This window comes from Pseudomonas sp. R43(2017), from assembly GCF_002112345.1.
Classification (GTDB): domain Bacteria; phylum Pseudomonadota; class Gammaproteobacteria; order Pseudomonadales; family Pseudomonadaceae; genus Aquipseudomonas; species Aquipseudomonas kribbensis.
Genome location: NZ_NEHJ01000001.1, coordinates 256,121 through 269,348, shown reverse-complemented (window position 1 = coordinate 269,348; position 13,228 = coordinate 256,121). Strand labels below are relative to the sequence as shown.

At 60.7% G+C, this 13,228-nt stretch carries 11 protein-coding genes; 6 read left to right on the top strand and 5 right to left on the bottom strand.

The window, feature by feature from the left end:
- Positions 1–42 precede the first annotated feature (42 nt).
- The 6 genes from CAG02_RS01150 to CAG02_RS01125 all read left to right on the top strand — a co-directional run bounded on the left by CAG02_RS01150 (position 43) and on the right by CAG02_RS01125 (position 7,609).
- Positions 43–738, top strand: a complete 696-nt coding sequence (locus CAG02_RS01150; RefSeq protein ID WP_085709975.1) for an HPP family protein — start codon at positions 43–45, stop codon at positions 736–738.
- A 329-nt stretch (positions 739–1,067) separates the two neighbouring features.
- Positions 1,068–3,911 carry a cytochrome P450 gene (locus CAG02_RS29940; protein ID WP_256576859.1) on the top strand — a complete coding sequence of 948 codons (2,844 nt, stop codon included), beginning with the start codon at positions 1,068–1,070 and terminating at the stop codon, positions 3,909–3,911.
- A complete protein-coding gene (locus tag CAG02_RS01140; protein WP_085709976.1) occupies positions 3,908–4,306 on the top strand; it encodes a Rid family hydrolase in 399 nt (132 codons plus the stop codon). Before CAG02_RS29940 ends, CAG02_RS01140 begins: the two co-directional genes overlap by 4 nt.
- A complete protein-coding gene (locus CAG02_RS01135; RefSeq protein WP_085709977.1) occupies positions 4,303–5,169 on the top strand; it encodes an alpha/beta hydrolase in 867 nt (288 codons plus the stop codon). Before CAG02_RS01140 ends, CAG02_RS01135 begins: the two co-directional genes overlap by 4 nt.
- A gap of 178 nt (positions 5,170–5,347) precedes the next feature.
- Positions 5,348–6,454: an enoyl-CoA hydratase/isomerase family protein gene (locus CAG02_RS01130; RefSeq protein ID WP_085709978.1), complete on the top strand. Its 1,107-nt coding sequence runs from the start codon at positions 5,348–5,350 to the stop codon at positions 6,452–6,454.
- Between the two features lie 3 nt (positions 6,455–6,457).
- Entirely contained in the window at positions 6,458–7,609 is a 1,152-nt protein-coding gene (locus tag CAG02_RS01125) for an acyl-CoA dehydrogenase family protein (RefSeq protein WP_085709979.1), read from the top strand.
- 37 nt (positions 7,610–7,646) lie between these two features.
- Here the strand turns inward: CAG02_RS01125 and CAG02_RS01120 are convergent, their stop codons facing one another.
- The 5 genes from CAG02_RS01120 to CAG02_RS01100 are packed head-to-tail and all read right to left on the bottom strand — an operon-like array spanning position 7,647 to position 13,228.
- On the bottom strand, positions 7,647–8,420 hold the full coding sequence (locus CAG02_RS01120) for an enoyl-CoA hydratase (RefSeq protein WP_085709980.1): 774 nt from the start codon (positions 8,418–8,420) through the stop codon (positions 7,647–7,649).
- Positions 8,421–8,434: 14 nt separating this feature from the next.
- Positions 8,435–9,562: an acyl-CoA dehydrogenase gene (locus CAG02_RS01115; RefSeq protein WP_085709981.1), complete on the bottom strand. Its 1,128-nt coding sequence runs from the start codon at positions 9,560–9,562 to the stop codon at positions 8,435–8,437.
- A gap of 20 nt (positions 9,563–9,582) precedes the next feature.
- Positions 9,583–10,773 carry an acetyl-CoA C-acyltransferase gene (locus CAG02_RS01110; RefSeq protein ID WP_085709982.1) on the bottom strand — a complete coding sequence of 397 codons (1,191 nt, stop codon included), beginning with the start codon at positions 10,771–10,773 and terminating at the stop codon, positions 9,583–9,585.
- 12 nt (positions 10,774–10,785) lie between these two features.
- Positions 10,786–11,547, bottom strand: a complete 762-nt coding sequence (locus tag CAG02_RS01105; RefSeq protein ID WP_007918867.1) for an SDR family NAD(P)-dependent oxidoreductase — start codon at positions 11,545–11,547, stop codon at positions 10,786–10,788.
- 16 nt (positions 11,548–11,563) lie between these two features.
- A complete protein-coding gene (locus tag CAG02_RS01100; RefSeq protein ID WP_085709983.1) occupies positions 11,564–13,228 on the bottom strand; it encodes an AMP-binding protein in 1,665 nt (554 codons plus the stop codon).

The following is a 13,228-nucleotide window of genomic DNA, read 5'->3' as shown; positions in this document are numbered from 1 at the left end:
CCTTTTTTTTGCCTTCGGTTTTCTTCAAAGGATCGCTTCTTCATGCTCGCTCGCTGGTTGCCCGCCGCCATCAACACCCGCCCCACCGAATGGAGCCGTGCCGCCATCGGCATGGCACTCGGCACGCTGTTCAGCGTGTGGGCCTGCAGTCAGGTGTTCGGCATCGAAGTGGCCTACCACCTGATCGGCCCGCTGGGTGCGTCGGCGGTGTTGCTGTTCGCCGTATCCTCCGGCGCCCTCGCCCAGCCATGGTCGATCATCGGCGGTTATCTGTGTGCGGGCGTTATCGCGTTGCTGGTGGCCCATGTGCTCGGCCGCACCCTCGGCAGCGCTTGCCTCGCGGCGGGCATGGCGCTGATCCTGATGTGCTGGCTGCGCTGCCTGCACCCGCCGGCGGGTGCGGTGGCATTGACCACGGTGCTGGCCGATCCGACGACCATCGCCATGGACTGGAAAGCCCTGGAACCGGTGATGCTCAGCGCCGCGTGCATGCTGCTGGCCGCTGTGGCCTACAACAACCTGACCCGCATCCGCTACCCGAAACGCCCCGCCGAACCTGCACCGGCCGTGGCGCCGGTCGATTCTCAGGCCATCACGGCCGAGGATCTGAAATTGGCGCTGGCCGATATGGAGGCGTTTATCGACGTCACCCCGGAGGATCTGGAACAGTTGATTCACGCCAGTGAATTGCATGCCAAGCGGCGGAGCATTGGTGAAGTCTTGAGCGGCCGGACATAAAAGGCTCTCCGACCGAAGGTTATCGGTCACCCTTGCCAAGCGTTCATCAGCGACTACATTTCACCTTTGTACCGCACAGAGCTGTCTGCTTTCACTAAGAAGTCTGGCCCGCCGTAATGCCCAGTAGCGATGACACCCGGATGTCTGACTGTGGAGAAAACTCACGGATCGTGAGTGGCAAGGCTGGCTTCGTGCTTTGACAGCATCGTCCTCCCTCAATACTTAGCGCACGCTCGCCGCCCGATCCGGGCGTGTAGGTGTGCGCTACGTCATTCAGTCCTCCGTCTCTGGTGGTTTCGAACTTCATTCGAATCTGCGAGGGAATCACGATGACCGACTCACTGTTGCAAATGCTTGGCACGCCGCTGTTCGACGCCCGTGCGCGTCACACATTGCCGTTGCGCGACTACATGGACCTGACGATCCGGCGATTGCGGCACATCATGCGATCCGGGCTCATAACCAATGACATGTGGCTGGGACAACCCCGTGGGAAAGAGTTTCGACAGCTCAATGAAAACCTCGCCATCGTGGCCGCTTTCGATTACGCGCTGTACTCCTCGATTGTGGATCATCTGATTGCCTGCAACGCGCTCGTGGCCCATGGCGATGCGCAACAAGTCAGGCGCTTTCGTGAGGAAATCATAGAGCTGCGCGCCGTGTACTCATTCGGATGTACCGAAATCCGCAGCGGCAGCGATGTGAGCAATCTGCAGACGACCGTGACTCATGACCCGCAAAACGCCTGCCTGATCCTCAATACCCCCGATCCGTCGGCCTGCAAGTTCTGGATCGGCAACGCCTTGCACGCCGCGCAGGTGGTCATGGTCCTGGCACGCCTGATTGTGGGTGAAAAAGATGAGGGGTTGCACTGGTTCAGGGTTCGCATCCGAGACGAGGAAAACGGCCCTTTACTGGCTGCGGTCAATGTCATGGCCTGCGACCCGAAAGGCGGGATCCACGCCAATCAAGTGGCCGGCATTCGTTTCAGCCAGATGAGCCTGCCGCTGGATGCACTGATGCAACGCCACTCACGCTTCACTGCTGAAGGAACATTCACCAGCGATGTACCGCGTGAGCAGCGCGCGACATCCGCCATGGAAACCTTCATTCAGGAGCGGGTTTTACTGTTGGCGGCCGCACGCGGCAGCGCCGGGTTGTGCAGTTGGCTGGCGCACCGTTTCGTCATCCATAGAAAAACCGCGGCGGCCGGCCAGAGCCTGATGAACAAACCGCTGGTCCGGCAACGATTGTACGAAGAACAACTAAAGGCATTGGCGCTCCAGCTTATGGAGCAGGCCGTCCTGAGACGGTTCGAAGCGCAGTGGGATCAACTGGACAAGCGCAAGGAGCTGCACATGCTCGCGGCCGTCGCCAAAAGCGTGGGCACCTGGATGGGGCTCGACGTGATGCGCAAGTGCCGGGAGTTATGCGGTTCCCAAGGCTTCCATCATTACAATCAGATCGTCACACACACGGTCGACGGCGAGATCTCGGTCACCTTTGCCGGTGACAACTCTTTAATGGCCATTCTGGTGGCCATGAATGCGGTGACCCGACCCCGGTTTGCGTCTCGCCCAACGTCCAACATTGCACAGCGAATCGAAAAAAACATTGTCGAGCAGTGCCGCAATCCCGGTGAGATTTCCCATCGTCAGGCGGTTGCAATCGTCCATGCGCGAGCGCTGGATCTGGTACTGGATGAAGCCGGACACGATCAGCGAATGTCGCCATCGTTGCTCAAGGATCTGATTGGGGTGTTTGAATCGTCATTACGTGAGGGAGGGTTGCCTGTCGACCGTGTCGACGCCAATTGCGCTACCCCGGATCGACTGACATCACTGGCCGATTGGTTGAAACCAGCGAAAGAGCTGGTTACGGCTCCCCTGGCTGAGGTTGATTACATCGAACGAATGACAGAACTGTTGTATCCAACCGAGAAGAAGGAACATGCACTGCTCGATTTCACTCATCTCGATACGGTGCGCAACCCCTATACGGCTTATGCCTATTTGCGGGAGCACTACCCTGTCTACTGGTGCGCACATTTCAAAGCGTGGTTTCTGACCCGATACGAGGATGTACTCGCTGCCCAAGGTGACTCGATACGCTACTCATCGGACCGAATGCAGCAACTGGTAGACGCCCAACTGCCGCCCGACAGACGCAAACAACTGAAACCTTTCGTCAAACTCGCCTCCGAATGGATGTATTCGCAAGACGGTGACGTACACAAGGCCAGCCGGCACTTGCTCGGCAAAGCCTTTACGCCTCGCGTGATCGAATCCTTGCGCCAGACCATTCAGGAGATCACCGATAGGGAAATCGCCGAACTTGAACTACAGACCGATTTGATGGCGAAACTGTTCAACCGTGTACCGGCGCTGATCCTCGCCCACCTGTATGGCATTCCCCGTGAGGATGCGCTGAAGCTCAGGAACTGGACCGACGACATTCTGATTTTCCTTGTGGGGAGTCTGGATCCGGACTACGGACCCGAACTGGCGCTCAAGGGTGTAGAGGAAATGTATGCCTATTTCGCAAGCCTGATCGAAAAACGACGTGAACACCCTGAAGACGATCTTGTCAGCCACGTGCTGGAGGCCAGCATCGAGAGCGACTCAAGTGTCGACGCTGTTCTGGCGCAAATCGTTTTTATCCTGGTCGCCGGCTACACCACCAGTGCCGACCAGTTGAGTATCGGATTGCTGCACTTGCTTGATCACCCGGAGCAGGTCGCTGCACTGAGGGACGACCCTGGTCTGATCAAGTCCGCTGTCGAAGAAATGCTGCGCTACGACTCTGCCGGCTCCTTCAGTCACCGCGTGCTCATGGAAGATGTGACGCTCCATGGCGTCACGATGCGTAAAGGAGATCTGGTGTATCTCATGCGCGCCTCCGCCAATCGTGACCCCGCGAAATTTTCCGAACCTGACCGGTTTGATATCCGTCGTTCTAACAACAAGCATCTGGCCTTCGGTATCGGCGGCCATTTTTGCATGGGCACTGCGCTATTCCGGCTTGAGGCTGAAATCGTGTTCAGCACTCTGTTCAATCGCTATCCGAAGCTCAAATTGATTGCTGACAATCCAGCGATCTGGCGCACCAACAACCTGCAGTTTCGCGGTTTGAAATCACTGCCCATCGATCTGGGTCAAGGAGCGGCACAATGAAAATCCAAAGAGTTTTTTCCGAAGCCCCCTGGGAATCCATGGCCGGTTACTGCCGGGCGATTCGTGTCGGCGAACGAATCCTGATGGGCGGAACGGTGGCGTTCAATACCGATGGCTCACCCTACGAGCCAGGAGACGCCTACAAACAGACATTGCATTGCCTGAACATCATCGAGAGATCGATTCGGCAATTGGGCGTGGACCGTCGCAGCATCATCGGCATCCGTATCTACACCACCAGCATGAAGTTCTGGCCACAGATCGCCCAGGCTCACAAAGAGTTCTTCGAGGGGCATCCGCCCACACTCATGTGCATCGGCGGCGCCGAGTTGATAGCGCGGGAATACGTGGTTGAACTCACCACAGAGGCAACGGCTTGCGAGATCGAATCATGACAACGTTCTCTGCGCAAGAATCAGCCAAAGTGGAAAACACCCGAATGGCGCTGCGCCATGCCATGGTGGTTCGTGTCACCGACCTGTCTATCCACAATCGCGGTCGGCCCCTTCCATTGCGGATCTACATTCCCCCAGGCGATGGGCCTCACGCCGTATTGATGTTTTTCCACGGAGGCGGCTGGGTCACCGGAGATCTTGATACCCACGACGGGTTCTGTCGCCTGATGTGCGAGTGGGCCGGATGCGCCGTTGTGGCGGTCGACTATGCACGACCACCGGAACAGGTATTCCCTGTTGCTATCGAGGACTGTTGCTGTGCCACGCAATGGGTGGTCGAGCATGGCGTAGCCATCGACCTGGACGCCTCACAACTGGCGGTAGCGGGCGGCGGTTCCGGCGGCGGACTTGCCGCCGTTATCTGCCATTGGGCCCGGGATGAAGGCAACATCCCGATCGCGTTCCAGTTGTTGCTGTATCCCTTGCTCGATTGCATCACCGACAAACCCAGCCACCGGGCATTCGCCGAGGGCTGCGGACTCAGCGCGCAAATGCTTGAGTGGTACATCGTCCATTATGTGCCGCAGCATGTTCCTCGCGATGACTGGCGAGTGTCGCCAGTGCGGCAGAAAAACCTGAAAGGTCTGCCACCGGCACTAATTATCACGTCGGGGCAGGATGTCCTTCGGGACGAAGGACGCGAGTACGTTCAGCGACTAAAACAGGCGGGTGTCGAAGTGCAACACGTCGAGTACGAACACATGCAACACGGCTTCATCAACTATCCGGCGCAACACGATGAAGCCCGTCAGGCATTAATGCTGTGTGCCCGATCCCTGCAAGAACATCTGCGAATCGATTGATGATTCAAGGCCCGAACCCGCTGTCCGGGCCCTTCTCCCGCCTACAGATGCCTCCTGCAAAAATGCAGACACCCCATGCACATATCCCCGTTGTACACGGCAAATTTGCACTGTTACGATCCGCTAACGCCCGCGCGCGGGCTTCTCGAATAAAGACAATAAAAGCAGGGAGTTAGTGATGACTGCTCAGGCTTCATCCCCGCGGACTTCGTCCATGGATGCCACGCAAAACGAAGTGCTGGCCGAGGTTCGCAATCACATCGGTCACCTGACCCTCAACCGCCCCGCAGGCCTCAACGCCCTGACCCTCGACATGGTGCGCCAGCTCCAGCAACACCTGGACGCCTGGGCCGCTGATGCCAATATTCACGCCGTCGTACTGCGCGGTGCCGGCGAGAAAGCCTTCTGTGCCGGTGGCGACATTCGTTCCCTTTACGACAGTCATAAAAGCGGCGACACGCTGCACGAAGATTTCTTCGTCGAGGAATACGCCCTCGACCTGACGATTCACCACTACCGCAAACCGGTGCTGGCGCTGATGGACGGCTTCGTCCTCGGTGGCGGCATGGGCCTGGTGCAAGGCGCCGATCTGCGGGTGGTCACCGAAAAGAGCCGTCTGGCGATGCCGGAAGTGGCCATCGGGTATTTCCCGGATGTCGGTGGCAGTTATTTCCTGCCGCGCATTCCCGGCGAGCTGGGCATTTATCTGGGTGTCAGCGGCGTGCAGATTCGGGCGGCGGATGCGCTGTATTGCGGCCTTGCCGACTGGTATCTGGACAGCAGCAAACTCGGCACCCTCGACGAACAGCTCGATCATCTGGAGTGGCACGACACGCCGCTGAAAGACCTGCAAAACCTGCTGGCCCGCCACGCCGTGCAAACCCTGCCGGATGCGCCGCTGGAGGCCTTGCGCCCTGTCATCGACCATTTCTTCGCACTGCCAGACGTACCGAGCATCGTCGAGCAACTGCGCGCCGTGACCATTGCCGACAGCCACGAATGGGCAACCACCACCGCCGACCTGCTGGAAACCCGCTCGCCGCTGGCCATGGGCGTGACCCTGGAGATGCTGCGTCGTGGCCGGCACCTGAGCCTGGAACACTGCTTCGCCCTCGAACTGCATCTGGATCGCCAGTGGTTCGAACGCGGCGACCTGATCGAAGGCGTGCGCGCCCTGCTGATCGACAAAGACAAATCACCACGCTGGAACCCGCCGACCCTTGCCGCGCTACACGCCGAGCACGTCGCGAGTTTCTTCCACGGTTTCGAAGAGAGCGGGAGCTGAGCCATGCACGATCTCGAATTAACTGAAGACCAGGTAATGATCCGCGACATGGCCCGGGACTTTGCCCGTGGCGAAATCGCCCCCCACGCTCAGGCCTGGGAAAAGGCCGGCTGGATCGATGACGGTCTGGTGGCGAAGATGGGCGAACTCGGCCTGCTGGGCATGGTGGTGCCGGAAGAATGGGGCGGCACTTACGTCGACTACGTGGCCTATGCGCTGGCGGTGGAAGAAATTTCCGCCGGTGACGGCGCCACTGGCGCCTTCATGAGTATTCACAACTCGGTGGGCTGCGGCCCCGTGCTCAATTACGGCAGCGAAGAACAGAAACAGACCTGGCTGGCGGACCTGGCCAGCGGCGCGGTGATCGGCTGCTTCTGCCTGACCGAACCCCAGGCCGGCTCCGAAGCACACAACCTGCGCACCCGCGCCGAACTGCGCGACGGACAATGGGTGATCAACGGCGCCAAGCAGTTCGTCAGCAACGGCAAGCGGGCGAAACTGGCGATCGTGTTTGCGGTCACCGATCCCGATCTGGGCAAACGCGGTATCTCGGCGTTTCTGGTGCCGACCGATACGCCGGGTTTCATCGTCGACCGCACCGAACACAAGATGGGCATCCGTGCCTCCGACACCTGCGCGGTGACGTTGAACGATTGCCGTATTCCCGAAGCGAATCTGTTGGGTGAGCGCGGCAAAGGCCTTGCCATTGCCCTTTCCAACCTTGAAGGCGGGCGCATCGGCATTGCCGCGCAAGCACTGGGCATCGCCCGCGCAGCGTTTGAAGCAGCGCTGGGTTACGCCCGTGACCGGGTGCAGTTCGGCAAGGCCATCGTCGAGCACCAGAGCATCGCCAACCTGCTGGCAGACATGCAGATGCAGATCAACGCGGCGCGCTTGATGATCCTGCATGCAGCGCGGTTGCGCACGGCGGGCAAACCCTGTCTGTCGGAGGCTTCGCAGGCCAAGCTGTTTGCGTCGGAAATGGCTGAGAAGGTGTGCTCGTCAGCGATTCAGATTCATGGCGGGTATGGGTATCTGGAGGATTACCCGGTGGAGAAGTATTACCGGGATGCGCGGATTACCCAGATTTACGAGGGGTCCAGCGAGATACAGCGGATGGTGATTGCTCGGGAGCTGAAGAACTACCAACTCTGATGAATCGCCCCCACGCAATGCGTGAGGGCGAACACCATTACTTGCCCTGGAACTCCGGCGGCCGTTTGGCCACAAACGCCGCCATCCCTTCTTTCTGATCCTGCGTCGCAAACGCCGCATGGAATACCCGGCGCTCGAAGCGCACGCCTTCAGTCAGGTTGACTTCAAATGCGCGGTTGACGCTTTCCTTGACCATCATCGCAATCGGCAACGACTTGCTGGCGATCACCGCCGCGACTTTCAGCGCTTCATCCAGCAACTCATCGCTCGGCACGATCCGCGCAACGATACCGCAACGCTCGGCTTCCACCGCGTCGATCAAACGCCCGCTCAGGCACATTTCCATGGCCTTGGCCTTGCCCACGGCGCGGGTCAGGCGCTGGGTGCCGCCCATGCCCGGCAGCACGCCGAGGTTGATTTCCGGCTGGCCGAATTTGGCGTTGTCGCCGGCCAGGATGAAGTCGCACATCAGCGCCAGTTCACAGCCACCGCCAAGGGCAAAACCGTTGACCGCCGCGATGATCGGCTTGCGGCGGTTCGCCACGCGGTCGCTGTCGCTGAACAGGTCGTCCATGTAGATCTGCGGGTAGGTCAGCTCGGCCATTTCCTTGATGTCGGCGCCGGCAGCGAAGGCTTTCTTCGAGCCGGTGATGACGATGCAGCCGATGTTCGCATCGGCTTCCAGGCCATCGAGGGCGCGGTTCACTTCGCTGACCAGTTGCGCGTTGAGGGCATTCAGCGCCTGCGGGCGGTTCAGGGTGATGACGCCGACGCGACCATGGGTTTCCAGCAAAATCGTTTCGTAACTCATGTGCAGATTCCTTCTCAAAGATTGCGCGAAATGACCATGCGCTGAATGTCGCTGGTGCCTTCGTAGATCTGGCAGACCCGCACGTCGCGGTAGATGCGCTCCAGCGGGAAGTCGTTGAGGTAACCGTAACCGCCGAGGGTTTGCAAGGCCATGGAACAGACCTTCTCAGCCATTTCCGAGGCGAACAGCTTGGCCATCGACGCCTCGACCAGTGCCGGCTGACCGCTGTCACGCAGGGCGGCCGCGTAATGCACCATTTGCCGCGCTACGGCGATCTGGGTGGCCATGTCCGCCAGGCGGAACGCCACGGCCTGATGCTCGATGATTGGCTTGCCGAAAGTGTCACGCTCGCGGGCGTAATCACGGGCCGCTTCGAACGCGGCGCGGGCCATGCCTACCGATTGCGAAGCGATGCCGACGCGGCCGCCTTCGAGGTTGGCCAGGGCGATCTTGTAGCCCTCGCCCTCCTCGCCCAACCGGTTGACCACCGGCACTTTCACGTCTTCGAACAGAATCTGGCAGGTGTCCGAGGCGTGCTGGCCGAGTTTGTCTTCGACCCGGGCGACTTTGTAGCCCGGCGAGTCGGTCGGCACGATAAACGCCGTGATCCCGCGTTTACCAGCACTCGGATCAGTGACCGCAAACACGATCACGATCCCGGCGTTCTGCCCGGAGGTGATGAACTGTTTGCAGCCATTGAGCACGTAGTGATCGCCTTCAAGGCGTGCACGGGTTTTCAGGCTGCTGGCGTCGGAACCGGCCTGAGGTTCGGTCAACGCGAAGGCACCGAGCATCTCGCCGCTGGCTAGCGGTTTGAGGAAGCGTTCACGCTGATCGTCGTTACCGAACTTGAGGATCGGCACGCAACCCACCGAGTTGTGCACGCTCATGATCGTTGAGCAGGCGCCGTCGCCGGCGGCGATTTCTTCCAGGGCCATGGCATAGGCCAGGTACCCGGTGTCGCAACCGCCCCACTGCTCCGGCACCAGCATGCCGAAGAAGCCCAGCCCGGCCATTTCGCCGATGGCTTCTTTGGGGAAGCGGTGCTCGCGATCCCATTCGGCGGCGAACGGTTTCAGCCGTTCCTCGGCAAACTGCCGGGCCATGTCGCGGATTTGTTGTTGGTCGTCATTGGGAATCATGGCAAATCCTTAACTCGGGTTCAGACGCACTCGACCGCCATCGCCGTGGCTTCGCCGCCACCGATGCAGATCGCCGCAACGCCGCGTCTCAGGCCTTTCTGGCGCAGGGCCGAGAGCAAGGTGACCAGAATCCGCGCGCCGGAGGCACCGATCGGGTGGCCCAGAGCGCAGGCGCCGCCGTGGATGTTCAGCTTGTCGTGGGGGATTTCCAGATGGGTCATCGCCGCCATGCCGACCACGGCGAAGGCTTCGTTGACTTCAAACAGATCGACCTGGTCCAGCGACCAGCCGGTTTTCTTCATCAGCTTCTTGATCGCGCCAATCGGTGCCACCGGGAACAGGCCCGGGGTGTCGGCAAACGCGGCGTGACCGTGGATCACCGCCAGCGGTTTCAGCCCCTGTTTATGCGCTTGCGACTGACGCATCAGCACCAGTGCGGCGGCACCGTCGGAGATCGAGCTGGAGTTGGCAGCGGTCACGGTGCCGCCCTCACGGAACGCCGGTTTCAGCGAAGCGATCTTGTCCAGTTTGGCTTTTGGCGGTTGCTCGTCGTTGCTGATCACCACTTGTTCCTTGCCGACGGTCACGGTCAACGGAACGATTTCGTCCTTGAAGCTGCCGTCCTTGATCGCCTGCTGGGCGCGGGTGGTCGAGGCGATGGCGAAAGCGTCCTGAGCCTCGCGGCTGAAGTCGTTGGTTTCAGCACAGTCTTCGGCGAAGGTGCCCATCAGACGGCCCTTGTCGTAGGCATCTTCGAGGCCGTCGAGGAACATCGAATCCAGCACCCGGCCGTGGCCCATGCGATAACCGGCGCGCGCGCGGTCCAGCAGGTACGGCGCGTTGGACATGCTTTCCATGCCGCCGGCGATCACCACATCGGCGCTGCCGGCCAGCAGCATGTCGTGGGCCAGAATCGTAGTTTCCATACCCGAGCCGCACATCTTGTTGACGGTGGTGCAACGGGTGGACTTATCCAGCCCGGCTCCCAGTGCGGCCTGACGCGCAGGCGCCTGGCCCAGTCCGGCAGGCAGCACGCAGCCGAACAGCACTTCATCGACCGCATCGGGGGCAACACCGGCACGTTCAACCGCTGCTTTGATCGCGGCAGCGCCCAGTTGCGGCGCGGTCAGGCTTTTCAGTTCACCCTGAAAACCGCCCATCGGGGTGCGGACGGCGCTGACGATGACAATCGGATCGTTGGAAATGGTCATGGGAAATCCTCCTTACTTGGCGGCCATGCGCAAGGCACCGTCGAGACGGATCACCTCGCCGTTGAGCATGCTGTTTTCAATGATATGCCGCACCAGCGCAGCGTACTCGGCAGGCTTGCCCAGACGCGGCGGGAACGGCACGCCGGCGGCCAGCGAATCGCGAACTTCCGGGGTCATGCCGGCCATCATCGGGGTTTCGAAAATGCCCGGGGCGATGGTCATCACGCGGATGCCGAAGCGCGCCAGTTCACGGGCGGCAGGCAGGGTCAGGCTGGCGATGGCGCCTTTGGACGCGGAATACGCGGCCTGACCGATCTGGCCGTCGAACGCAGCCACGGAGGCGGTGTTGATGATCACGCCACGTTCGCCGTCGGCATTGGCCTCGCTTTCGGCGATCGCTGCCGCTGCGAGGCGCAACATGTTGAAGCTGCCGATCAGGTTGACGTTGATCACCTGAGCGAAGCTGGACAAGGCGTGCGGGCCGTTCTTGCCGAGGATCTTCTCGCCGCGAACGATACCTGCGCAGTTCACCAGCCCGTTGAGGCTGCCAAAGGCTTTGACGGTCGCCTGTACAGCGGCTTCGGCGGCGGCTTCGTTGCTGATGTCGGCTACCACGCTTTGCGCGCCGAGGCGCTGGGCCTGAGCGGCAACGGCTTCGGCGTTCATGTCCACCAGCATCACTTTGGCGCCGGCACTCACCAGCAATTCAGCAGTGGCGGCACCCAGCCCGGACGCGCCGCCGGTGACGATAAAAACCTTGTTCTCGATCTGCATGATTGTTTCCTTGGATTCAAGCTGAAACGTTGTGCGCCGCGGCCTCTTGAGCCTTGGCGATTTCCTGGTTGCGCAAGATAAAGCGCTGCAATTTGCCGCTCGGGGTTTTCGGCAACTCGCTGACAAATTCGATTTCACGGGGGTACGAATGCGCGGCCAGACGCTTGCGCACGTGTTGGCGCAACTCTTCGGCCAGCGCAGGTTCCGCGCGGTATTGCGGGTTGAGCACGACAAAGGCTTTGACCAGTTCGGTGCGCTCCGGATCGGGCTTGCCGACCACCGCCGCTTCGACCACCGCCGGGTGCTCGATCAGGGCGCTTTCCACGTCGAACGGGCCGACCCGGTAGCCGGAAGTGGTGATGACATCGTCACTGCGGCCGACAAAGCTGATGCTGCCGTCCGGGTTCCATTCCACGGTGTCGCCGCTCAGGTAGTAATCGCCGACGAAGGCCTTGGTCGGTGCGCCTTCGTAACCGGCGAACCAGCACATCGGCGACTGCGTGCGGTCGATGGCGAGAATCCCGGGCTGGCCAATGCCGAGTTCGTTGTATTGGTCGTCGAGCACCACGATGCGATGGCCCGGCGAAGCAAACCCGGCGGCACCGAGGTGGATCGGGTGTTCGAGGCCGTGGTGGTTGCACAGGACCATGCCCAGTTCGGTCTGGCCATAGTGGTCGTGAATGACCACGCCGAGGTTGTCGGCGAACCAACGAATGACTTCCGGGTTCAACGGCTCGCCGGCACTGCTGACGATGCGCAGCTTGCCCTTGATCGATTTGGCGAATTCATCGCCGCCGGCAATCAGCAGGCGATAGGCCGTGGGCGACCCGGTGAGGTTGGTGATCCCGTATTTGTTGATGACCCGGCAGGTGCTTTCGAGGGTGAATGGGCCATCGTAGAACGTGATCGGATGGCCCATCGACAACGGGCCGGTCACGCCGAAATAAATGCCATAGGCCCAGCCCGGATCGGCAACGTTCCAGAACGCATCTTCCGGGCGCAGATCCACGGCATCGCGGGTGTAGCTCTGGAACGCCACGACTGCCTTGAGCGGCACCGACAGTGCTTTCGACGGACCGGTGGTGCCCGAGGTAAACATCAGCAGGAACGGGTCTTCACCGGTCAGCATCACCGGTTCGCAGACGCTGGAATAATTGGGCAGCTCGGCCCAGAAACTGAAATCGCCACGGACGATGCCCTGGCCTTTCGGGCCGCCGACGGTAACCAGTGTCGGGCAATCGGCGACTTCGCTGAGTTTCGGCCGGTTGACGGCGTCGGTTACCACGACTTTGGCACCGGAGCTGTTCAGGCGATGTTCGAGGGCTTTGGGGCCGAATGCGGTGAACAGCGGTTGATACACCGCGCCGATGCGCCAGGTGGCGAACACGGTGATCAGCAATTCGATATTGCGCGGCAACAGACCGGCAACCTTGTCGCCCTTCTGCACGCCCTGGGCGAGCAGGAAATTGGCGAAACGCGCGGCTTTGTCCTGCAGATCGCTGAAGGTGTAGGTCGCACTGGCGCCGTCGCGACCTTCCCAGAACAGCGCGATGCGCCCCGGCAAGGCGTGACGGTCACAACATTCGACGCAGGCGTTGAGCGCCTCGAGCGAGCCGCTGAGTGCGGCGTCCACGGTGTGCTGATAATTGAACTGTTCGGTGGCAGACAAGTAATCGCGCAT